We start from the raw sequence: 22145 nt of genomic DNA on the forward strand, positions 1-22145 counted from the left end.
AGCTCAGGGCATCCCAGATGCCCGCTCGAGGTTTCCCGCATGTCGCCATCCACGCCTGCCCTCGCTATCGCCCGCACTATCCTCGGAGGCTTCGACGATTACCGCGAGCACTTTCGCCAGATCACCGATGGCGCCCGCGAGCGTTTCGAAAAGGCCCAGTGGCAACAGGGGCAGGCGGCATCGGCGGCGCGGATCAACCTGTACGAAGACAAGGTCGGTGAAGTGAGCGCGCGCCTGCGCGCGAACTTCGAGGGCAGCGCATTGCTCGACATTGACCTGTGGCCGCTGGTGAAAAGCGCCTATATCGGCCTGATCGACCTGCGTTTTGACGATGAGCTGTCCGAGACCTGGTACAACTCGATCTTCTGCGGCCTGTTCAGCCATGACCTGATCAGCGACGGCTGCATGTTCATCCACACCACGCGGCCGAGCCTGCGCCGGGCACGGGCGGCACAAACCCATACCTACGCGCCCGCCGGCCAGATTCCCGAGATACTCGCGCAGATTTTTGCCGACTATCGTTTCAGCGAGCCCTACGCCGACCTGGCAACCGACCTGGGTCGCCTCGAAACCCAACTGCGGGAAAACCTGCCGGACTGGGTGTGCAAGGACCCGGACCTCAAGGTCGAGCTGTTTTCCTCGGTGCTCTACCGCAACAAAGGCGCCTACCTCGTCGGGCGCATCTACACCCGCGACGAACAATGGCCCCTGGTGATTCCGCTGCTGCACCGCGAAGGCCAGGGCATCCAGATCGATGCGCTGATCACCGACGAGGCCGAGGTGTCGATCATCTTTTCGTTCACCCGTTCCTACTTCATGGTCGACGTGCCGGTGCCGGCGGAATTTATCGGCTTTCTCAAACGCATCCTGCCGGGCAAGCACATTGCCGAGCTGTACACCTCGATTGGTTTCTACAAACACGGCAAGTCGGAGTTCTACCGCGCGCTGATCAACCACCTGGCCACCACCGACGATCAATTCATCATGGCCCCCGGCGTGCGTGGCATGGTCATGAGCGTGTTCACCCTGCCGGGCTTCAATACCGTGTTCAAGATCATCAAGGACCGTTTTTCACCGTCGAAAAACGTCAACCGCGCCACGGTGATCGAGAAGTACCGCCTGGTCAAAAGCGTCGATCGCGTCGGGCGCATGGCCGATACCCAGGAGTTTGCCGACTTCCGCTTTCCCCTGGGCAAGTTCGAGCCCGAGTGCCTGGCTGAACTGCTGGACGTCGCTGCCGGCACCGTCGAAGTGGAAGGCGATACGGTACTGATCCGCCACTGCTGGACCGAACGTCGCATGACCCCGCTCAACCTCTACCTGGAAAACGCCAACCCCGCCCAGGTGCGCGAAGCCCTGGAAGACTACGGCTTGGCGATCAAGCAACTGGCGGCAGCGAACATCTTCCCCGGCGACATGCTGCTGAAGAACTTCGGCGTCACCCGTCACGGTCGCGTGGTGTTCTACGACTACGACGAAATCTGCTTTCTCACCGAAGCCAACTTCCGCCACATCCCCGCGCCGCGCACGCCCGAGGATGAAATGGCCTCGGAGCCCTGGTACTCCATCGGCCCGCTGGACGTGTTCCCGGAAGAATTCCCGCCGTTCCTGTTCGCCGACGCCGGCCAGCGCAAGCTGTTCGATGAACTGCATGGCGAGCTGTATAACGCTGATTATTGGAAAGGCCTGCAGGATGCGATTCGTGCAGGCAAAGTGATCGATGTCTTCCCTTATAAAAGAAAAGAGCAGCCATAAGCTCAAAGCGGCAAGTAAAAGCAGATCCGCCCTGACTTGCCGCTTGAAGCTTGCCGCTCGCAGCTGCTTTTCTGCGACAATCCGCACCCTGCATAAATAGACGACCTTTGCGTACCCGATGACTGACCAAGCGCCCGCTATCGACCAACTGCTGAAAAACCTCGACCACGCCATGCTCGCCGACCGTCACCGCTTGCGGCGGCAACTGCTTGAGCTGCGCAAGAAGCCCGACGAGGAGAAGCTGGCGCAGTGGGTCACGCGCATGCAGGCGTCCTGCGCCCAGGTCACGGCGCGGCGCGCCAGCCTGCCGGTGATTCGTTACGACGACAGTTTGCCGATCGCGGCCAAGCGCGATGAGATCAAGGACGCGCTGCAAAAGCATCAGGTGCTGATCATTGCCGGCGAAACCGGCTCGGGCAAGACCACCCAGTTGCCGAAGATCTGCCTGGAGATCGGCCGCGGCCAATATGGCCTGATCGGCCATACCCAACCACGCCGGATCGCTGCGCGCAGCGTCGCCAGCCGCGTCGCCGAAGAGTTGGCCACGCCGCTGGGCGCGTTGGTCGGCTATCAGGTGCGCTTCGAAGACCAAAGCGACGCCAACACCCTGATCAAGCTGATGACCGACGGTATCCTGCTGGCGGAAACCCAGAACGACCGTTACCTGGAACGCTACGACACGATCATCGTCGACGAAGCCCACGAACGCAGCCTGAACATCGACTTCCTGCTGGGTTACCTGAAAACCCTGCTGCCGCGTCGTCCGGACCTGAAAGTTATCATCACTTCGGCGACCATCGACCTGGAGCGTTTTTCCAAGCACTTCGACGACGCACCGATTGTCGAGGTCTCGGGCCGCACCTTCCCGGTGGACACCTGGTACCGCCCGCTGACCCTGGAACAGGACGAGGAGGGCAACCGTGTCGAAGACGACCTGACCGTCGATCAGGCGATCCTCGCCGCCCTCGACGAAATCGCCGCCTATGAGCGCAGCGAACGCCGCAGCCCTGGTGACGTGCTGGTATTTTTGCCCGGCGAGCGCGAGATTCGCGATGCAGCCGAGATGCTGCGCAAGGCCCAGCTCAAGCACACCGAGATCCTGCCGTTGTACGCACGCCTGTCGCCGGCCGAACAGCAGCGCATTTTCCAGTCCCACCCAGGGCGCCGAGTGGTGCTGGCGACCAACGTCGCGGAAACCTCGCTGACGGTGCCGGGCATTCGTTATGTGATCGACAGCGGCACCGCACGCATCAGCCGCTACAGCTACCGCGCCAAGGTGCAGCGCCTGCCGATCGAGGCGATTTCCCAGGCCAGTGCCAACCAGCGTAAAGGCCGTTGCGGCCGGGTGGAGCCGGGGATCTGCATTCGCTTGTACAGCGAAGAGGATTTTATCGGCCGTCCGGAATTTACCGACCCTGAGATTTTGCGCACCAACCTCGCGGCGGTGATCCTGCAGATGCTGCACCTGCGCCTGGGCGAAATCACCGATTTCCCGTTTATCGAACCGCCGGACGGCAAGGCCATCAGCGACGGTTTCAACCTGTTGCAGGAACTCTCGGCGGTCGACCGCAACAGCCAGCTCACGCCATTGGGCCGTCAGTTGGCGCGCCTGCCGGTGGACCCGCGCATGGGCCGCATGCTGCTCGAAGCCGCCAAGCTTGGTAGTTTGCAGGAAGTGTTGATCGTGGCCAGCGCCATGTCGATCCAGGACCCGCGCGAGCGCCCACCGGAGCGCCAGCAGGCCGCCGACCAGGCCCATGCGCAGTGGAAAGATGCGGACTCGGACTTCGCCGGGCTGGTCAATTTGTGGCGTGGTTTTGAAGAGCAGCGCCAGGCACTCACCGCCAGCCCGCTGCGCAACTGGTGCCGCAAGAACTTCCTCAACTACCTGCGCCTGCGCGAGTGGCGCGACTCCCATCGCCAGTTGAGCCTGATCTGCCGCGACATGCAGTTGACCGTCAACAAAGAACCGGCGGACTTCCCCAAGCTGCACAAGGCGGTGCTGTCCGGCCTGCTCAGCCAGATCGGCCAGAAGACCGAGGACGGCGATTATCTCGGCGCCCGTCAGCGACGCTTCTGGATTCACCCGTCCTCGGGTATCGGCAAGAAACGCCCGCAATGGCTGATGACCGCCGAACTGGTGGAAACCACCAAGCTGTATGCGCGCATGGTGGCGAAGATCGATGCCGACTGGATCGAACCGCTGGCCGGGCACTTGATCAAGAAAAACCACTTCGAACCCCACTGGGAGAAGAAGCGCGGCCAGGTGGTGGCGTTCGAGCAGATCACCCTGTTCGGGCTGATCGTGGTCGGGCGTCGGCCGGTGCATTACGGGCCGATTGACCCGGTGGTGTCGCGGGAGTTGTTTATTCGCGAAGGCTTGGTGCGTGGCGAGATCCAGTCCCGCGCCAAATGCCTGACGGCCAACCAGCAACTGCTGGAGCAGCTCGACGAACTGGAAGCCAAGGCGCGCCGCCGCGATATCCTGGCCGACGAAGAGACCTTGTACGCGTTCTACGACGCACGGCTGCCGGCGGAGATCCACCAGACCGCCACCTTTGACAGCTGGTACAAGGTCAACAGCCAGAAAGACCCGCAGTTGCTGATCATGCGCGAGGAAGACGTGCTGGCCCGCGAAGCCAGTGAAGTCACTGCCGCCCATTACCCGGACACCCTGCACCTGGGCGATCTGGAACTGGCCCTGAGTTACCACTTCGAGCCCAACCACCCCCGCGACGGCGTGACCCTGCGCGTACCGGCACCGCTGCTGCCGGCCTTGCCGCCGGAGCGCCTGGAGTGGCTGGTGCCGGGGGTGATCGAAGCCAAGTGCATCGCCCTGGTGCGCAACCTGCCCAAGGCCCTGCGCAAGAACTTCGTGCCGGTGCCGGATTTCGTCAAGGCGGCGCTGCAGCGCATCGAGTTTGGCCAGGGTTCGCTGCCCCAGGCATTGGGGCGCGAATTGCTGCGCATGACCGGGGCGCGGGTCAGCGATGAGGCCTGGGCCGAAGCGGCGCAGCAGGTGGAAAACCATCTGAAGATGAACCTGGAAGTGGTCGACGGTCAAGGCAAGTTCCTTGGCGAGGGCCGCGACCTGGCCGAGTTGACCGCGCGTTTTGTCGAAGCCAGCCAGGCCGCGCTGGCCGTGCCGCACACCGCGAAAAGCCAGCAGCCGGTGGAGGCCAAGGTGTTCGCGGCGGTGGCCGAGAAAACCCAGCAGAAGATCGCCGGGCTGTCGATGACGGTCTATCCGGCGCTGGTGGAAGAAAACGGCACCGTGAAAGAGGGCCGTTTTTCCACCGCCGCCGAGGCTGAGTTCCAGCACCGCCGTGCGTTGCAACGCCTGTTGATGCAGCAATTGGCGGAACCGGCCAAATTCATGCGCGGCAAATTGCCCGGCCTCACTGAACTGGGCCTGATGTACCGCGAACTGGGGCGTATCGACGCCCTGGTGGAAGACATCCTGCTGGCCAGCCTCGACACCTGTGTGCTGGAAGGCGAAGCCAGCCTGCCCCGTGACGGTGCCGGTTTGGCGGCGCTGGCTGAACGCAAGCGTGGCAGTTGGACCGAACACGCCGAACGCCTGGCGCGCCTGACCCTGGACGTGCTGAAGCTCTGGCATGGCCTGCAAAAGCGCTTCAAGGGCAAGATCGACCTGGCCCAGGCCGTGGCCCTGAACGACATCAAGCAGCAATTGAGCAACCTGGTGTATCCCGGCTTTGTGCGCGAAACCCCGGCGCAGTGGTTCAAGGAATTGCCGCGTTTTCTCAAGGCCATCGAATTGCGCCTGGAGAAACTGCCTGGCCAGGTGCAAAAGGATCGTGTGTGGAGCAGCGAACTGGGCAGCCTGTGGGCGCAGTACCAGAACCGCTTGAACAAGCACACCCAGGAAGGCAAGCGCGACCCGCAACTGGAGCTGTATCGCTGGTGGTTGGAGGAATACCGGGTGTCGTTGTTTGCACAGCAGTTGGGGACCAAGGTGCCGATTTCCGACAAGCGCTTGAGCAAGCAGTGGAGCCTGGTCGAGGCCTGATCCCTTTCTCGGTTATCCAGACCAGACAGGTCCAAATGTGGGAGGGGGCAATCTCCCACATTGAAACTTGATCGCGCTTTGATCAGGGTGTTTATCCGGCATATGGCGCCAAACCCCAGGGTTTGTGGCAAACTTCGCGGTTATAAATGCCGGGATCGTCGTGATGGGCTGGTGTGTAGCCACGGCGCGATGGAATAAAGCGATGCCAGTTTGATGTCCGCTGGGCGGAATAGAACTACTTACGGTTTGGTACGTCGGTACCAATATCATCTGCCTGACAGATTTAGAGGAACGATCGTGCATAACGTCGTCATCAGCGGCACTGGCCTTTACACCCCTGCCAACAGCATCAGCAACGAAGAACTGGTGCAGTCTTTCAATGCTTACGTGCACCAGTTCAACTCGGACAACGCCGCTGCCATCGAGCGCGGTGAAGTCCAGGCGCTGACGGAGTCGAGCGCTGCGTTCATCGAAAAAGCCTCGGGCATCAAGAGCCGCTTTGTGATGGACAAGGAGGGCATTCTTGACCCGCAGCGCATGGCGCCGCGCCTGCCCGAGCGCAGCAATGACGAGTGGTCCGTGCTTTGCCAGATGGCCATCGGTGCCGCCGAGCAGGCCCTGCAGCGCGCCGGCAAGACCGCCGCCGACATCGATGGTGTGATCGTCGCCTGTTCCAACCTGCAACGTGCCTACCCGGCCATCGCCATCGAAGTCCAGGAAGCCCTGGGCATCGCAGGCTTCGGTTTCGACATGAACGTGGCGTGTTCCTCGGCGACCTTCGGTATCCAGAACGCCGCCAACAGCATCCAGCTGGGCCAGGCCCGGGCGATCCTGATGGTCAACCCGGAAGTCTGCACCGGCCACTTGAACTTCCGCGACCGCGACAGTCACTTTATCTTCGGCGACGCCGCCACGGCCGTCGTCCTCGAGCGCGCCGACCTGGCGACCTCCGCGCATCAGTTCGACGTGGTGAGCACCAAGCTGCTGACCAAGTTCTCCAATAACATCCGCAACAACTTCGGTTTCCTCAACCGCGCGGCGGAAGAGGGCATCGGTGCGCCCGACAAGCTGTTCGTGCAGGAAGGCCGCAAAGTCTTCCGCGACGTGTGCCCGATGGTCGCCGAACTGATCGGCGTGCACCTGGCCGAGAACCAGTTGAACGTGGCCGATGTGAAGCGCTTCTGGCTGCACCAGGCCAACCTGAGCATGAACCACCTGATTGTGAAGAAACTGCTGGGCCGCGAAGCCACGGTGGAAGAAGCACCGGTGATCCTCGATACTTACGCCAACACCAGCTCGGCGGGTTCGGTGATTGCATTCCACACCTACCAGGACGATCTGCCCAAGGGCGCCGTCGCGGTACTCAGTTCGTTTGGCGCAGGCTATTCGATCGGTAGCGTGATCCTGCGCAAGCGTTAAGACAATCGAGGTCTTGAATGGCAGCAGCGGACGACGCGCACCTGCTTGAACGACTGCTCAAGGGCGAGCAACGGGCCTACAAGGAATTGGTCACCACTTACCAAAGCGCAATGCGGGCGGTGGCGTATGCCATCGCCGGCCAGCGGCATGCCGACGAAGTGGTGCAGGACGCCTGGCTGTCGGTGGTGCGCAACCTGGCCAAATTCGAAGGGCGTTCCAGCCTCAAGACCTGGCTGCTGACCATTACCGCCAACGCTGCCAAGGGGCGCTATAAGCAGAATCGCCGGGAAGTGTTGCTCGACGATTTGCCTTCGCCCCACGGCACCATCGGCGATGATCGATTCTCCCCCGATGATGGCCACTGGGCCGTCGCCCCGTATGCCTGGCACCAGGACACCCCGGAAGCCTTGCTGACCGAGGATGAACTGCGCAAGTGCCTGGAGCACACGTTGCTGAGTTTGTCCGAACTGCAAAGCAGCGTGCTGGTGCTGCGTGAACGCCAGGGGTTGGAGCTGGAGGAGATCTGTAATCTTCTGACGCTCTCACTCTCCAATGTCCGCGTGCTGCTGCATCGAGCACGGCTTAAAGTCTTCGCCACGGTGGAGCATTTTGAGGAAACGGGCGAATGTTGACCTGTAAAGAACAAGTGGCACGTTCCAGTGACTATCTCGATGGGCAATTGACCTTTCGCGAACGTCTGCTGGTGCGTCATCACTTGATGTTCTGCCCCAACTGCCGACGGTTTATCCGCCAGATGCGCCTGCTGCAGGCGACGTTGCGGATGCTGCCGCAGGAACCGGTGAAGGATGTGGATGCCTTGGCGCAGCGGCTGGCTGCCGAGCGGCTCAAGGATCAGAAAGGCGGGGAATAAGCAGGCTCGCGTGGGGCGATCGGACGGATGATGGGGACCGATCCACCCACGCAAGTCTGGTACAGCCACCTCGGGCCTTCCTGGCCCGAGGTCTTGAACACTTATCTTTAGAACTTGGCTTCTGCATCCAGCTGGAAGGTGTTGGCTTTGGCGCTACCGTCCACCAGCGTGCGGCTGTAGGTGTCGGTCTTGGTCAGGAAGTAGGTCGCGCCGACGGCGAAGTTCTTGTCGATGTCATAGCCGACTTTGAACTTGTGACCACGGGAACCGGTGAAGCCGCCGCCGAAGTCCGAATCGGTGAAGGCCCCCACCACGGCGTTTTTCTGCACGTCACGATAGTTGTAGTCCAGGTTGAAACCGAACACCTTGGACTTGGCACCCAGCAACCAGGCCGTGTCCGCATCGTCGATTGCGTCGTTGTTTTTCACGTACTGACCGTAGAACGACAGAGGCACCGCCAGGCCGCCGATATCGACTTGACCGAAGCCTTCATACAGGCGGAACTCGCCGTTGGGGGTGTTGCCGTTGGTGGCCAGCACGTTCGGGGTGCTGGTGCCTGAGGCACGGCTGTCTTCATCGTTCTGGTAGGCGTAGACGCTGCCGCCCAGGGTCATTTTCAGGTTGTCGGTCACCGAGAAGCGGGTCCCCAACTGGCCGGTGGTCAGGCGCAGGTCATGGCGGTACTGCACGCCGTCACCGTCCACGTTGTCCTTGAGGTTGTAGTTACCCAGGCTGCCGAACAGCTCGGCGCTGCCGCCCAGTGGGTACTTGTAGGTGAGTGCCAGGCCTTCCGGGTTGATGTCGCTATCCCAGATCACATCGCCCATGTTGACCCAGGGCTGCAGCATTTTGCCGCCAATGATGTGCAGGTTTTTGATCTGGTCAGGGTGGTAGTCGATATAGCCGAGGTCCAGCCAGATCGATTTTTTATCGAAGTAGCCGTCCAGGTCCTGGTTGGTGGAGCGCGCATCGCTGCCGCCGCCGGTGGCGATACGAATACCGGTGTCCACCTGCGGGTTGATTTCGGTGTAGGCGCCGAGGCGTGCGCGGATCCGTTCGCGGTCCTTGTCACGACCGGTGACGCCGGCGCGGGTAACGCCATTTTCGCCTTCGACCTTGATGGTCTCGTGGCGCATGCGCACATCACCCTTGAACTGAGTCTTGGCGGCCCAGGCCAGTTTCTGGTCGAAGCTGCTCAGCTCGTTGGTTTTCTTCGCGGTGGCCGCGATCTGTTCGTTGGTCTCTTGTTGAGCTTGCCGTGCGATCTGCTGTTCTTTCTGGTCTTTGGCCAACTCGTTTTGCAGTTCGGTGTACTGCGAAGCGGTGATTTGGCCGTTGGCCTTGAGCATGTCGAGCAATTTAGCGTCGACTGCAGCGCTGGCCGGAACGCTCAGGGCCAGTAACAGGCCCCCGCACAGGGCCGCTGCAGTTTTAGTGGAAGCAAGACGCATATCAATCTCCGAAAGTGAGGAGGGATGGCAAACCATCCAGGACACAACCGACCGATGACGGACGGAAAAGTAACCACCTGATAGAACCAGGCGCTCTAAAAACAGGCGTCAGTATCACGATCGTTTATGACGGCGCAGTGGCGAAGTGATGTCATGTAGATGACAAATTATTTAAGAATGGAACTATTGATTTAGAGCCTTGTCGGGCGATTCGGGGGTGTGCCCGGACCTGCGATAAGCGATACTCGCGAGGTTTTCATGCCATGACGTAGTGAGGATGCCAATGCCGCTGCAACGCCTGGACAGCCTGTCCGAAATCGCCCCGCAGGCCTGGGACGCACTGGTGCCGGACGCCCAGCCTTTTGTGCGGCACGCCTTCCTCAGCGCGCTGGAAGACAGTGCCAGCCTGGGCCCTCAAGCGGGCTGGCAACCGGAGCATTTGTTACATTGGGAAGGCGACCGACTGGTGGCGGCATTGCCCAGTTATCGCAAATGGCATTCCTACGGCGAGTACGTGTTCGACCATGGTTGGGCCGATGCCTGCGAGCGTGCGGGCATTGATTACTACCCCAAGCTGCTGACGGCCGTACCATTCAGCCCGGTCAGCGGCCCCCGCTTGTTGGCGGCCAGCGTCGACGATGGTTTCGAACTGCTGAAGAGCCTGCCGGGCTACCTGGAAATCGAAGGGCTCTCCAGTGCCCATATCAACTTCACCGACGGCTTGGCCGATGAGGCGTTAGCCCAACAACCGGGTTGGTTGCAGCGCCTGGGTTGTCAGTTTCACTGGCAGAATCGCGGCTACCGTGACTTCCAGGATTTCCTCGACGCCCTCAGTTCCCGCAAACGCAAACAGATGCGCAAGGAGCGCGAACAAGTGGCGGGGCAGGGCATCGACTTCGAATGGTTGCAAGGCCACGAGCTGAACGAGGCGCAGTGGGATTTTGTCTACGCCTGCTACGCCAATACCTACGCAGTACGCCGCCAGGCACCGTACTTGACCCGCGCGTTTTTCAGCCTGCTGGCCGAGCGCATGCCCGAGGCGATCCGTGTGGTGCTGGCCAGGCAAGGCACGCGACCGGTGGCCATGGCCTTCAGCCTGATCGGTGGCGACAGCTTCTACGGCCGCTACTGGGGTTGCCTGGCGGAGTTTGACCGGCTGCATTTTGAAACCTGCTTCTACCAGGGCATGGACTACGCCATCGCTCATGGCCTGCAACGCTTCGACGCCGGCGCCCAGGGCGAGCACAAATTGATTCGCGGGTTCGAGCCGGTGATCACCCGGTCGTGGCACTACCTGCGCCACCCCGGGTTGAAGAATGCCGTGGAGGATTTCCTCGAGCGCGAGCGGGTGGGGATTGTGGCGTATGCCGAAGAGGCGAGGGCGGCGCTGCCCTATCGACAAGCCTAAACCGCCCCCACCCTGCTACGGGGGTGAGGTCTTGATGGGGGGCTCGTAGCAGCTGTCGAGCCCCGGCGAGGCTGCGTTGGCCGCGACTCGAGCCTGAATCGGCAGCGCGCCTGACGCAGCCTCGCTTGCGCTCGGCAGCTGCTACGGGGGTTGCGTTTCAGGCAGGCTCCTCCTTGCCCAGCCATCGATAGACCACACCGCCCACCACTGCACCGAGGATCGGCGCGAGCCAGAACATCCACAACTGCTGGATCGCCCACCCGCCCACGATCAATGCCGGGCCGGTACTGCGGGCCGGGTTGACCGAGGTGTTGGTCACGGGGATGGAGATCAGGTGGATCAAGGTGAGGGCCAGGCCAATGGCGATGGGCGCGAGGCCCTTCGGGGCACGGTGGTCGGTGGCGCCGAGGATGATCAGCACGAACATGGCTGTCATCACCAGCTCGCAGACAAACCCCGCTGCCATTGAATAGCCGCCCGGCGAATGCTCGCCATAGCCGTTGGAGGCCAGCCCACCGGCCAGTTCAAAGCCCGGCCTGCCGCTGGCGATGAAGTACAACAATGCGGCGGCGACCACCCCGCCGACGACTTGGGCCACGATGTACGCCGGTAACTCCCTGGCCGGAAACCTCCCGCCCACTACCAGCCCCACCGATACCGCCGGGTTGAGGTGACAACCGCTGATATGCCCGATGGCCACCGCCATGGTCAGCACCGTGAGCCCGAACGCCAGGGCCACGCCCAGCAATCCGATCCCGACTGCGGGAAACGCGGCGGCCAACACCGCACTCCCGCAACCACCCAACACCAGCCAAAACGTTCCCAACCCCTCTGTGACTGAACGCTTGAACAAAGACATGCAGCACGTCCTTGATAGATCGCTCTACCCAATCAGTAAATCAGTGATGCTCCCTGCAGATTTACTTCAGCGCCCGTCTGGGCACTGCACTGAGTACAGCACGGTTTTTACACAAATCCAGGCCACCAAATGTGGGTGGGGGCTTGCCAGTCAGTTAAGGCTTTTTGTAGGAGCGAGCTTGCTCGCGAAAAACTCACAGGCGCCGCGTTCATTCAGGAAGCACGCGTTATCGTTGACGTTTTTCGCGAGCAAGCTCGCTCCTACAGGAGGCGATGTACGCTTGCCCCCCTCACATTATTTTAAACGGTGTTTGCTTCAGTCGATGCCGACAAACCCTCCGGTCTGGTGCTGCCACAAGCGTGCATACAAGCCGCCATGGGCCAGCAGTTCGGCATGGCTGCCCGTCTCGGCAATCTGGCCTTTCTCCAGCACCACCAGGCGGTCCATCCGCGCGATGGTCGACAACCGGTGCGCAATCGCAATCACCGTCTTGCCTTGCATCAGGGTCTCCAGGCTTTCCTGGATCGCCGCCTCCACTTCCGAGTCCAGCGCCGAGGTGGCTTCGTCCATGATCAGGATCGGCGCATCCTTGAGCAGTACACGGGCGATAGCGATACGTTGACGCTGCCCACCGGAGAGTTTCACCCCGCGTTCGCCGACGTGGGCATCCAGCCCGGTACGGCCTTCCGAGTCCGACAGCAGCGGGATGAACTCGTCGGCACGCGCCTTATGCACGGCGGCCCAGAGTTGTTCGTCGGTGGCGTCCGGCTTGCCGTACAGCAGGTTGTCGCGGATCGAGCGGTGCAGCAGCGAGGTGTCCTGGGTGATCATGCCGATCTGTTCGCGCAGGGTTTCCTGGGCCACTTCGGCGATGTCCTGGCCGTCGATCAGGATCCGCCCGCCTTGCAGGTCGTAGAGGCGCAGCAGCAGGTTGACCAGGGTCGACTTGCCCGCGCCGGACGGGCCGATCAGGCCGATCTTTTCACCGGCCTGGATGTTCAGGTTCAAGCCGCCAATGATCCCGCTCTGCTTGCCGTAGTGGAAATCCACCTGCTCGAAGCGTACTTCGCCATGGGGCACTGTCAGGCGCGGGGCGTTGTTGCGGTCGACCACGGCCAGGGGTTGGGCAATGGTCTTGAGGCCGTCCTGCACGATGCCGATATTTTCGAAAATGCCGTTGACCACCCACATGATCCAGCCGGACATGTTGACGATACGAATCACCAGGCCGGTAGCCAGGGCAATCGCGCCCACCGAGATCAGCGACTGTGTCCACAACCACAGGGCCAGGCCGGTGGTGGTGACGATCAGCAGGCCGTTGAGGACGGTGATGACCGCATCCATGCTGGTGAGCACGCGTGCCGCCAGCTGGGTTTTTTCGGTTTGCTCAATGATCGCTTCCTTGGCGTATTCCTGCTCATTCTGGGTATGGGCGAACAGCTTCAAGGTGGTGATGTTGGTGTAGCCGTCGACGATGCGCCCCATGAGTTTGGAACGGGCTTCGGAAGAAATCACCGAACGCTCTTTCACCCGCGGTACGAAGTAACGCAATGCCAGGCAGTAACAAATGATCCAGGTGATCAACGGAATCATCAGTCGCCAGTCGGCCTCGGCAAACAGCACCAGGGAGGTGATGGCGTAGATCGACACGTGCCAGATGGCTTCCGCTGTTGCCACCGCAGAGTCACGCAAGGAGTTGCCGGTTTGCATGATGCGCTGGGCAATGCGCCCGGCGAAATCGTTCTGGAAGAAATTCAGGCTCTGCTTGAGCACATAGCTGTGGTTCTGCCAGCGGATCAGGCTGGTCATGCCGGGGTTGATGGTCTGGTGCACCAGCAAGTCGTGCAGGCCATTGAAAATCGGGCGCAGCAGCAGGGCGACCACGGCCATCCAGATCAGCTCGGTGCTGTGGATCTGGAAGAAGTCGGCGGGCGGTGTGCCCTGGGCCAGGTCGATGATACGGCTCAGGTAGCTGAACAGCGCGACTTCGATCAGCGCACCGACCAGGCCCACCACCAGCAGTGCGGCAAAACAGGGCCACACCTGGCGCAGGTAGTAGAGGTAGAAGGGCAGGACTTTGTCGGGAGGGGCGGCGCTGGGAGCGTCGCGGAAAATATCGATCAGTTGTTCAAAACGACGATAGAGCATTAGGGTTGACGCCCGCCTGGCGGGCTCTCCTTTCAAATGCGCGCGCGGCCTTGTGGGCCGTGCGCGGAGTTTCCTGCAGACTTCAGTCGATGCGCTTGGCCGACTTGATCAGGACAGGATCGATTGGCACGTTCTGCATGCCTTGCTTGGTGGTGGTCTGGGAGTTGACGATGATGTCGACCACATCCATGCCCTTGACCACTTTGGCGAACACCGCATAACCGGCATCGCGACCCGGGTCGAGGAAGGCGTTGTCAGCCACGTTGATGAAGAACTGGCTGGTGGCCGAATCCGGGTTCGAGGTGCGGGCCATCGACAGCGTGCCACGCACGTTATGCAGGCCATTGCTGGCTTCGTTCTTGATCGGCGCCTCGGTCGGCTTTTGCGACATCTGCTGGGTGAACCCGCCACCCTGGACCATGAAGCCCGGGATCACGCGGTGGAAGATCGTGTTGGTGTAGAAGCCTTTGTCGACATAGGCGAGGAAATTCTTGGTACTGATCGGCGCCTTGACCGGGTCCAGTTCGATTTCAATGTCGCCGTTGGTGGTGGAGATCAATACGTGTGGCGCCTTGGAAGGCTCGGCGGCCATCAGGTTGGCAGCGAACAGAACGGAACCGGCAAAAAAGGCGATTTTTTTCAGCATGGGTCAGTGATCCTGGGTAGTGGTTTCGACTGTCTCTAGAAAATCGAGCAGGGTGGTATTAAAGACTTCGGGTTGGTCCAAGGGCGTGGCATGGCGGGAATCCTCGATCACCACCAGTCGCGCATCGGGCAGCAGTTTTACATAGTTTTCTTTCTGGGCCACGGGGGTGTAGTCGTGGTCGGCGCTGATGACCAGGGTTGGACAGGTAATCCTCGAAAGTCGTTCCTGTACGCCCCAGCCCACAATCGCATCGAAGCTGGCGAGATAAGCACGTTTGTCGTTTTTTGCCCAGCGTTCGGCCATCTTGCGGCGCAGGTCGGCCTGTGCCGGTTTTGGGAACAGCCGGTCGCCGAGTGCCTTGCCGATGGTGGCGAGGCTGAGCACACGGGCGAGCGTCCAGCGCCTGGCCCACCACCAGTACTCCTGGGCACTGCGTACCTTGACCTGTGGCGCGCTGTTGACGATGCACAGGCTCTTGACCCGGCCGGGTTCGTCCACCGCCAGCTGGAACGCGATCATGCCGCCCATGGACAAACCCACCACATGGGCGGGCGGCAGATCCAGGTGCTCGATCAGGGCGACCAGGTCGTAGGTGAACCCTTCGATGCTATAGCGCTCCCGAGGCTTGTCCGAGCGCCCATGACCGCGCACATCCACCACGATCAGGCGGTAGTGGCGGGCCAGCGCTGGCACCTGCAGTTCCCAATCCTGGCTGCTGGAGCCCAGGCCGTGGATCAGGATCAGCGGCGTGCCGTGGCCGTATTCCTCATAGTGCAGGCTGCAGCCTTCGTGGTCGAACCAGGCCATGCATGAACTCCGTTTCAGGCTTGCTGGGGGGCGGCGAAGGGCGCGTCCAGAGGGGCGGTGTCAAAGGTGCGCAACAGCTCCACGAGGATCTGCGTCGCCGGCCCCAAGGGTTTGTCCTTGTTTGAATACAGGTAGAACGTGGGGTGGCGGCTGCCGCCCTGTTCCAAGGGTAGCTGCTTGAGCACGCCTTCGGCGAGTTCACGCTCGATCATGTGCCGTGGCAGCCAGGCAAAGCCCAGGCCGCTGCCGACAAACGCGGCGGCGGTGGCCAGGCTGCCGACGGTCCAGCGTTGTTCGGCGCCGAGCCAGCCTACATCCCGGGGTTGCTGGCGGCCGGAGTCGCGGATCACCACCTGCATCTGGCTTTCCAGGTCCTGGAAGTTCAACTCGCGGTTCATGCGGTGCAAGGCGTGCTCGGGGTGGGCCACGGCGACGAACTCCACGTCGCTCATTTCGGTGCCCAGGTAGCCGGGGATGCTGAAGCCGCAAATCGCCAGGTCGGCCACGCCTTCCATCAACAGCTCTTCGACGCCGGACAGCACCTCTTCACGCAAACGCACCCGGCAACCACGGCTCTGCGGCATGAACGCGGTGAGTGCGCGTACCAGGCGCGCGTTGGGGTAGGCCGCATCGACGACCAGCCGCACTTCGGCTTCCCAGCCCTGTTCCATATGGTGGGCGAGGTCTTCCAGCTGGCTGGCGTTTTTCACCAGTTGCCGGGAGCGGCGCAGCAGCACTTCACCTGCGTCGGTGAGTACCGCCTTGCGCCCGTCGATGCGCAGCAGCGGCACGCCGAGTTGGTCTTGCATACGGGCCACGGTGTAGCTCACCGAGGACTGCGAACGGTGCAGCGCTTCCGCTGCCTGGGCGAAGCCGCCGTGGTCGACGACGGCTTGCAGCGTGCGCCATTGATCGAGGGTAACGCGGGGCGCTTTCAAGATGTGTTCCTCTTGTCCTAAGCTGGCGGTCCCTATTGGAGACTGCCGAATGAGAAAATTCTGTTGTGTGTTGCTGACGCTGCTGCCGATGAGCGCGTTTGCCTACCCCATCGACGTGACGAAAAAGATCGACGGCGTGAGCATCGATTACACCGCCTCCGACGTGGACGGCGATATCAGCTCGATCCAGCTGAATAACTACGGCACCCAGGACGCCGTGTGTTCGGTAACGTTCACCAACGGCCCGGAATCGCCGCGTCGTCGCACGGTTACGGTGCCGGCGGGGAAAAGCACCAACACCACGGTCAAGTTCAACCGCGCCATTATCAAGATGCGTATCGCGTTGGCCTGCGCGCCGAAATAACACAGCAGCGGAGCATGCCCATCGGGATACTCCGCTTATAAACAAATTTATAGATGGGTTATAGCAGTTTTTTGCGCTTTTTTATCGAATTGGCTCTGTCTAATCTCCACTCCATCGACTTACAGCAATTACAGATGGAGCCTACGAAGCCATGTCCAATGTTCTGATCATCGAAAGCAGCGCCCGCCAGCAGGATTCGATCTCCCGCCAACTGACCCAGCAGTTCATCAGCCAATGGCAGGCCGCCCACCCGATGGACCGGATCACGGTACGTGACGTGGCGCTCAACCCGGTTCCGCACCTGGACGCCAACCTGCTCGGCGGCTGGATGAAACCGGCGGATCAGCGCAACGGTAACGAACAGGCTTCCCTCGACCGCTCCAACGAGTTGACCGACGAACTGCTGGCCGCCGACGTGCTGGTGATGGCCGCACCGATGTACAACTTCGCCATCCCCAGCACCCTCAAGGCCTGGCTGGATCACGTGTTGCGGGCGGGTGTGACCTTCAAGTACACCCCCACCGGGCCGCAAGGTTTGTTGACCGGCAAGCGTGCCATTGTGTTGACCGCGCGGGGTGGCATCCACACCGGCGCCAGTTCCGATCACCAGGAACCGTACCTGCGCCAGGTCATGGCCTTTATCGGCATCCACGATGTCACTTTCATTCACGCCGAAGGGGTGAACCTGAGCGGGGACTTCCAGGAAAAGGGCATCAACCACGCCAAGGCCCAGCTGGTACAGCTCGTGGCATGAGGTGGTTGATCCTTTAATCGTCAGATAATCGCGCGGTGTTTATATCGCTCCACGCCAACCCTTCAAGTACGCGTACGAACCTCCCTTTGCACTTGTTGCTCCTGAGTGCTCCTGCCCGACTGCCGCTTTAGCGAGGTCGGGTTTTTTTTGCCCCGAGTTTCTTCAATCGCCGAAAACCTTTAATGTCCCGCCCATTCGATGCGAGGCGCACATGGGCTATCTACTGGTTGTCACCCTGATTCAGGCATTTTCCTTCAGCTTGATCGGCGAATACCTCGCCGGTCACGTCGACAGCTACTTCGCGGTGCTGGTGCGTGTCGTGCTGGCCGGGCTGGTATTTATCCCGCTGACCCGCTGGCGCTCGGTCGAACCTGCCTTTATGCGCGGCCTGCTGGTGATCGGCGCGCTGCAGTTTGGCGTGACCTATGTGTGCCTGTACCTGAGCTTTCGTGTGCTCACGGTGCCGGAGGTGCTGCTGTTCACCATTCTCACGCCGTTACACGTGACCTTGATCGAGGATGCACTCAACCGGCGCTTCAACCCGTGGGCACTGGTTGCTGCCCTGGTGGCAGTGGCGGGGGCGGCGGTGATTCGCTTCGACCAGATCACCCCGCACTTCCTGATGGGCTTCCTGCTGCTGCAACTGGCTAACTTCACCTACGCCGCCGGGCAAGTGATGTACAAGCACCTGGTGGCACGCTACCCGAGTGACCTGCCGCACTACCGGCGTTTCGGTTATTTCTACCTCGGTGCGTTGCTGGTGGTGTTGCCGGCGTTCCTGATGTTCGGCAAGGCCAACTTCCTGCCCGAAGCACCGCTGCAGTGGGGCGTGCTGGTGTTCCTCGGGCTGGTCAGCACCGCGCTGGGGATGTACTGGTGGAACAAGGGTGCCTGCCTGGTGCATGGCGGCACGTTGGCGGTGATGAACAACCTGCATGTGCCGGTAGGATTGTTGCTGAACCTGCTGATCTGGAACCAGCACGAGCCGTTGGGTCGCCTGGCCTTGGGTGGCCTGGTGATCCTGGGGGCGGTGTGGATAAGTCGATTGGGCGTAAAGCCCGCGCCTGGCGTACAGTCTGCGACGTGATCGGTCGAAGGCAAGCGTGAGCGGCAATGAAAGTCTGCTATCGAAAAGAACGGTGTGGGGGCGGCAGAGTGGACAAGATTGATGAACTGATCATTGCAGCCTTGAAGGATGACTCCCGAGTCAGCCTGGCGCAATTGGCGCGGCAAGTTCATAAGTCTCGAACCGCAGTGGAGTCGCGTGTTCAAAAGCTGATTGAGAAAGGCATCATCCTGGGCTTCACCATCAACGTCGCCGAGGGCGATGAGACCCTGCAAGCGGCGTTCTTGATGCTGACGCTCAATGGCAGCAACTGCCATCTGGTGTTTCCGAAGATCCAGCAGTTCAGCCAGGTGGTGCATGCCTATTCACTGTTTGGCGACGTGGACATGATGCTCGACGTTCGGTACAGGAGCTTTGAAGAGCTGATGGTCTTCAAGGACAGCCTGCTGAAGATCGAGCATGTGAAGGAAGTGGTGGTCAACCCGGTGCTGAAGGCCTGGCGCTAGGCGCCGGCCAGCCCTTCATGTGCTGGCTTCAGGCGTGGTCGCGCACGGTTTCAAGAAAATGATGGCTCAGGTTCGGCATTTTCTGGCGCAGGGTGTCCACGAGTTCTTCGATGACCGCCTGGTTGAACTGGAACGATGTGTCGTCGTGCCCCAGGATCACCACCAACAACCTCGACGAGTCTTTTGTCAGCCGGAAGTCATGTGCATCGGCATCCACCTTGCCGATGCTCGCCAACGGCACATCACCGCAGGTATAGACGATATCGCCGACGGGAATCGTGATGGCCTTCTTGGCGAACAGGGGGCGTAGCACCCTCGGCTTTTCCGACCGCATCACGTAGATGTCATCCTTCTGATGATAGGTGTGCACGCCGATGCTGACCCCATGTCGGATCGCGACCGCGTTATAGGCGTCGACGATGTTGTTGATGGGGTACACGCCTTTGGCGATGAAGCGGCGCAGCAGCTTTTCGTTGGCACTCACGGTATTTTCGTAGCCGAGTTTCTTGAGCTGTTTGGCAAACCCTTCGTACACGACGTTCGAGTCCAGCTCGTTAAGGCGCGAGGCCACGTGGTTCAGGTTACTTTGCAGTACCCCGACGAAGCTCTGGTCATCCGACACGGTGATGTCTTCGATCACGGCGGCGCACGCATTATTGATGCCCAGCTCACAGGCTGACTTTCTGATGATCAAACGACTTTTCATAACCTTAGCCCCACAGTTTTTTTCGCAGGTTGGCGGTACTGGTGTCCAGTTGCTGCGCCGAAGGGCTTTGCAGCCAGAACAGCCCTGGACAGGTGGCGAAGTCGATCGTGACCGGCGTGGTATCGCCGGCGCTGATGAAATAACGGTGCCCGCAATAGGCCTCGTCCGCCTGGGCGCTTTGTATGGCCTGGGGTGAGGGAGGAGCGAAGGCATGGCGTTCATCGGAACAGAAGAAACCGATCCGGCCATGGCTGATCTGGCTGACCGCATCGGCCTGGGGGCGTGGGTGGCCGAGGTAGCTGTCGATCGACAGTGACAGCAAGTCGGGGTGATACACCTGCTGGAACAGCAGGGGCGCGATGCCGCCGTGCAAGCGACCGCCGGCCTCGATCATCACCGGCCCGGCCTCTGACCAGATGATTTCCATATGAATCGGCCCGACCCGCACGCCCAGGGCCGCTGCCGCCTGGCGCGCGTAATCGGTCAGCGGTTGCAGTTCTTCAGCCCGCGGGTCGAGGGTGTCGAGGCTTTCGTAGACAAACATGCTGCCGTTCTTCTGGATCTTGGTGTACTTGCAGACGCTGGCAACGACGTAGGTGCCGTCAAAGGCGACCATATCCACCACGTACTCCGGTCCCGCTATGAACGACTGCACGATAAAACCGAGGTTGACTTCGCCCAGGTCGTTTTTCTGCTGCCAGGCCGCGTTTTTCAAGGCGGTCTCCACTTCGCGCTTGCCTTGGGCAAACACCACGCCTTCGGTGGCGGCCGAGTTCAGCGGCTTGACCACATAGGTGGCCGCCTCGTCGAGTTTGGCCAACACTTCGCCGATGCGGCTCGGTGAGCTCAGCAAGTGCGAATCGATGTGGGCCAACTGGTATTTTTTCAGCGCCTGCTGCATGGAGAACTTGTTGCGTCGCAGGTCGCTGGTGATACGGCTATTGCCCGGGATGTCGAGCAGCTCCGTCAGGTAGTCCGTGAGGTAGATCGCGGTTTCGCAACCGGCGATCACGGCGCTCGGTGACAAGGCTTCCAGGGTAATCAACAGGCTCTCTTCCCAGGCATACACCTCATGGAAGTTCTCTGTGATCAGGTCGTTGGTGAAGTGTTCAGGCAAGGCGCGTGTGGAGATCACGGCGATGCACCGTATGCCCTGTGCGTTGAGCAAGGGCGCGTAGAGTTTGCCCGTGGAGAACGGGTCAACGATCAGTACGGTTTTCACGTCGTGCATTCCTTATTCCGTGGTGGCGGTGGGCGCGGCGGCCGGGGTCAGGTTCCACGCCAGTACGGCGGTGGCCAACAGGCCGGCGGAGACGATCATCAACAGGCGGGCGCCTTCGAGTCCGAGAAATCCCGAGGTGGTGAAGAACGTCAGGATCATCGGTGCCGAGCCACTGACCAGCAGGTAGTAGAGCGAACTCTTGGCCGCGATCACATCGGCTACCCGGGCGTTGGGCGCCGACTCGATCAGGGTTTTACGCAGCTGGATCCGCAGGCTGTTGATGCAAAAACCCAGCAGGAAGGCCGCAGCCATCATCACGTAGAGGTTCTGGAAGTAGACGATTGCCACGTCCGCCAGTATCACCAGCGAGATGGCCCCATAGCTGTTGAGCTTGATGCGCGGCAACACGGCGGCGCTGAAGGCGCCCAGGCCGGCCAGGCCACTGGCGACGCCGAACAGGGTGGCATTCCACTCATTGAGCTTTTGAAAAACGATGGGCACCAGGCTGTTGAACGCGCCGATATGGAAGCCGATCATGCTCAACACGATGATCAGAATGTAGAGGTTGCGCGGCAGGTCCAGCGGCCGCGCAGTGGAGGGCCCTGTGGCCTGTTCGGCGGTGTGTTCGTTGGGGTTGTCGGCCACCAGGAGGATGGCCGCGAGCGAGAGGATCGCCGCCAGGCTGATGATCTGCAGTGTCTGGTTGACCGAGAACACATCCACGATCAACCCGCCCAGCAGCGCACCGCCGAAAGCACCGATCTGGATGGAGGTTTGCATCAACCGCGCGCAGGTATCGCTGTCGGTGAGGCCGGCCAGCACCAGCTTGGTATTTTTCGATTCCAGGGTGCTGATGGTGAAGTAGTCGGTGACGCCCACCACGAACGCGATGGCCAGGAAGCCGATCGGCAGCAAGGCGGCCTGGGTAAACGACAGCCCCAGTACTGCGGCGAAGGCCGCCAGGCGAATGTACAGCAGTCGTTTCAGGCTGAGTTCAATGGTAAAGAACTTGCCGATGTACTGTTCGCACAAATAGGGCACCACGGTCGCCACGCACAAGGTGGCGCCGACCAGGAATGTTGAACCGGTGGTCTCCAGGCCGAACCAGACCATCGCGATGACAATCGCCATGTCGAGGCCGGTGAACAGGGTCACGATTGAATAGAACGCGGTCAATGTCGATTTAGTATTCATG

At 61.0% G+C, this 22145-nt stretch carries 19 protein-coding genes; 10 read left to right on the forward strand and 9 right to left on the reverse strand.

The features are described 5' to 3' along the window. The first annotated feature begins 39 nt into the window (after positions 1-39). The 5 genes from aceK (at position 40) to PspCFBP13509_RS12120 (ending at position 8075) form a co-directional block, all read left to right on the forward strand. Positions 40-1755, forward strand: coding sequence for a bifunctional isocitrate dehydrogenase kinase/phosphatase (gene aceK / locus PspCFBP13509_RS12100; protein WP_137212096.1), 1716 nt, complete (start codon positions 40-42; stop codon positions 1753-1755). A 118-nt stretch (positions 1756-1873) separates the two neighbouring features. Then, the gene (gene hrpA / locus PspCFBP13509_RS12105) at positions 1874-5785 is read left to right on the forward strand and encodes an ATP-dependent RNA helicase HrpA (RefSeq protein ID WP_137212097.1); all 3912 of its coding nucleotides are present in this window, start codon (positions 1874-1876) and stop codon (positions 5783-5785) included. Between the two features lie 297 nt (positions 5786-6082). Next, positions 6083-7204: a beta-ketoacyl-ACP synthase III gene (locus tag PspCFBP13509_RS12110; RefSeq protein WP_137212098.1), complete on the forward strand. Its 1122-nt coding sequence runs from the start codon at positions 6083-6085 to the stop codon at positions 7202-7204. Between the two features lie 17 nt (positions 7205-7221). Then, positions 7222-7836, forward strand: coding sequence for an RNA polymerase sigma factor (locus PspCFBP13509_RS12115; protein ID WP_027603751.1), 615 nt, complete (start codon positions 7222-7224; stop codon positions 7834-7836). Beyond that, entirely contained in the window at positions 7830-8075 is a 246-nt protein-coding gene (locus PspCFBP13509_RS12120) for an anti-sigma factor family protein (RefSeq protein ID WP_027603752.1), read from the forward strand. Before PspCFBP13509_RS12115 ends, PspCFBP13509_RS12120 begins: the two co-directional genes overlap by 7 nt. Before the next feature lie 107 nt (positions 8076-8182). Here the strand turns inward: PspCFBP13509_RS12120 and PspCFBP13509_RS12125 are convergent, their stop codons facing one another. Then, positions 8183-9526: a putative porin gene (locus PspCFBP13509_RS12125; protein ID WP_027603753.1), complete on the reverse strand. Its 1344-nt coding sequence runs from the start codon at positions 9524-9526 to the stop codon at positions 8183-8185. Between the two features lie 283 nt (positions 9527-9809). Between PspCFBP13509_RS12125 and PspCFBP13509_RS12130 the strand changes: the two genes are divergently transcribed. Continuing rightward, entirely contained in the window at positions 9810-10934 is a 1125-nt protein-coding gene (locus PspCFBP13509_RS12130) for a GNAT family N-acetyltransferase (RefSeq protein WP_074847438.1), read from the forward strand. A 157-nt stretch (positions 10935-11091) separates the two neighbouring features. Here PspCFBP13509_RS12130 and aqpZ read toward each other — a convergent pair whose 3' ends face one another. The 5 genes from aqpZ to PspCFBP13509_RS12155 form a co-directional block, all read right to left on the reverse strand. Further along, positions 11092-11793 (reverse strand): aquaporin Z, encoded by a 702-nt coding sequence (aqpZ, locus tag PspCFBP13509_RS12135; RefSeq protein WP_137212099.1) that lies wholly within the window; start codon positions 11791-11793, stop codon positions 11092-11094. Positions 11794-12108: 315 nt separating this feature from the next. Next, positions 12109-13941, reverse strand: coding sequence for an ABC transporter ATP-binding protein (locus PspCFBP13509_RS12140; protein ID WP_065946861.1), 1833 nt, complete (start codon positions 13939-13941; stop codon positions 12109-12111). 82 nt (positions 13942-14023) lie between these two features. After that, positions 14024-14587 (reverse strand): peptidylprolyl isomerase, encoded by a 564-nt coding sequence (locus PspCFBP13509_RS12145; protein ID WP_027603757.1) that lies wholly within the window; start codon positions 14585-14587, stop codon positions 14024-14026. Positions 14588-14590: 3 nt separating this feature from the next. Then, the gene (locus tag PspCFBP13509_RS12150) at positions 14591-15394 is read right to left on the reverse strand and encodes an alpha/beta fold hydrolase (protein ID WP_065924715.1); all 804 of its coding nucleotides are present in this window, start codon (positions 15392-15394) and stop codon (positions 14591-14593) included. A gap of 14 nt (positions 15395-15408) precedes the next feature. Continuing rightward, a complete protein-coding gene (locus PspCFBP13509_RS12155) occupies positions 15409-16332 on the reverse strand; it encodes a LysR family transcriptional regulator (protein ID WP_137212100.1) in 924 nt (307 codons plus the stop codon). Positions 16333-16381: 49 nt separating this feature from the next. Here PspCFBP13509_RS12155 and PspCFBP13509_RS12160 point away from each other — a divergent pair, with 49 nt between their 5' ends. The 4 genes from PspCFBP13509_RS12160 (at position 16382) to PspCFBP13509_RS12175 (ending at position 19022) form a co-directional block, all read left to right on the forward strand. Beyond that, complete coding sequence (locus tag PspCFBP13509_RS12160; RefSeq protein WP_027603760.1) at positions 16382-16696, forward strand: hypothetical protein; 315 nt, start codon at positions 16382-16384, stop codon at positions 16694-16696. 151 nt (positions 16697-16847) lie between these two features. Continuing rightward, on the forward strand, positions 16848-17450 hold the full coding sequence (locus PspCFBP13509_RS12165; RefSeq protein ID WP_065924713.1) for an FMN-dependent NADH-azoreductase: 603 nt from the start codon (positions 16848-16850) through the stop codon (positions 17448-17450). Between the two features lie 211 nt (positions 17451-17661). Then, positions 17662-18537 (forward strand): carboxylate/amino acid/amine transporter, encoded by an 876-nt coding sequence (locus PspCFBP13509_RS12170; RefSeq protein WP_065924712.1) that lies wholly within the window; start codon positions 17662-17664, stop codon positions 18535-18537. A 68-nt stretch (positions 18538-18605) separates the two neighbouring features. After that, on the forward strand, positions 18606-19022 hold the full coding sequence (locus PspCFBP13509_RS12175) for an Lrp/AsnC family transcriptional regulator (protein ID WP_027603763.1): 417 nt from the start codon (positions 18606-18608) through the stop codon (positions 19020-19022). Between the two features lie 28 nt (positions 19023-19050). Here the strand turns inward: PspCFBP13509_RS12175 and PspCFBP13509_RS12180 are convergent, their stop codons facing one another. Genes PspCFBP13509_RS12180 through PspCFBP13509_RS12190 form a run of 3 tightly spaced genes read right to left on the reverse strand, consistent with a single transcriptional unit; the run spans position 19051 to position 22144 of the window. Continuing rightward, positions 19051-19728, reverse strand: coding sequence for a phenylalanine--tRNA ligase beta subunit-related protein (locus PspCFBP13509_RS12180; protein WP_027603764.1), 678 nt, complete (start codon positions 19726-19728; stop codon positions 19051-19053). 4 nt (positions 19729-19732) lie between these two features. Beyond that, positions 19733-20959: an ATP-grasp domain-containing protein gene (locus PspCFBP13509_RS12185; protein ID WP_242001065.1), complete on the reverse strand. Its 1227-nt coding sequence runs from the start codon at positions 20957-20959 to the stop codon at positions 19733-19735. 3 nt (positions 20960-20962) lie between these two features. After that, a complete protein-coding gene (locus PspCFBP13509_RS12190; protein WP_074847434.1) occupies positions 20963-22144 on the reverse strand; it encodes an MFS transporter in 1182 nt (393 codons plus the stop codon). Position 22145 lies beyond the last annotated feature (1 nt).

The sequence above is a fragment of the Pseudomonas sp. CFBP13509 genome (assembly GCF_005233485.1).
In the GTDB taxonomy this organism is placed as follows: domain Bacteria; phylum Pseudomonadota; class Gammaproteobacteria; order Pseudomonadales; family Pseudomonadaceae; genus Aquipseudomonas; species Aquipseudomonas marginalis.

Coding starts and splice junctions, on each gene's coding strand:
- PspCFBP13509_RS12180 (WP_027603764.1), bottom strand. CDS start 19,728: ATGAAAAGTCGTTTGATCATCAGAAAGTCAGCCTGTGAGCTGGGCATC.
- aceK (WP_137212096.1), top strand. CDS start 40: ATGTCGCCATCCACGCCTGCCCTCGCTATCGCCCGCACTATCCTCGGA.
- PspCFBP13509_RS12165 (WP_065924713.1), top strand. CDS start 16,848: ATGTCCAATGTTCTGATCATCGAAAGCAGCGCCCGCCAGCAGGATTCG.
- PspCFBP13509_RS12125 (WP_027603753.1), bottom strand. CDS start 9,526: ATGCGTCTTGCTTCCACTAAAACTGCAGCGGCCCTGTGCGGGGGCCTG.
- PspCFBP13509_RS12130 (WP_074847438.1), top strand. CDS start 9,810: ATGCCGCTGCAACGCCTGGACAGCCTGTCCGAAATCGCCCCGCAGGCC.
- PspCFBP13509_RS12170 (WP_065924712.1), top strand. CDS start 17,662: ATGGGCTATCTACTGGTTGTCACCCTGATTCAGGCATTTTCCTTCAGC.
- PspCFBP13509_RS12120 (WP_027603752.1), top strand. CDS start 7,830: ATGTTGACCTGTAAAGAACAAGTGGCACGTTCCAGTGACTATCTCGAT.
- PspCFBP13509_RS12190 (WP_074847434.1), bottom strand. CDS start 22,144: ATGAATACTAAATCGACATTGACCGCGTTCTATTCAATCGTGACCCTG.
- aqpZ (WP_137212099.1), bottom strand. CDS start 11,793: ATGTCTTTGTTCAAGCGTTCAGTCACAGAGGGGTTGGGAACGTTTTGG.
- hrpA (WP_137212097.1), top strand. CDS start 1,874: ATGACTGACCAAGCGCCCGCTATCGACCAACTGCTGAAAAACCTCGAC.
- PspCFBP13509_RS12145 (WP_027603757.1), bottom strand. CDS start 14,587: ATGCTGAAAAAAATCGCCTTTTTTGCCGGTTCCGTTCTGTTCGCTGCC.
- PspCFBP13509_RS12160 (WP_027603760.1), top strand. CDS start 16,382: ATGAGAAAATTCTGTTGTGTGTTGCTGACGCTGCTGCCGATGAGCGCG.
- PspCFBP13509_RS12140 (WP_065946861.1), bottom strand. CDS start 13,941: ATGCTCTATCGTCGTTTTGAACAACTGATCGATATTTTCCGCGACGCT.
- PspCFBP13509_RS12185 (WP_242001065.1), bottom strand. CDS start 20,959: ATGCACGACGTGAAAACCGTACTGATCGTTGACCCGTTCTCCACGGGC.
- PspCFBP13509_RS12115 (WP_027603751.1), top strand. CDS start 7,222: ATGGCAGCAGCGGACGACGCGCACCTGCTTGAACGACTGCTCAAGGGC.
- PspCFBP13509_RS12150 (WP_065924715.1), bottom strand. CDS start 15,394: ATGGCCTGGTTCGACCACGAAGGCTGCAGCCTGCACTATGAGGAATAC.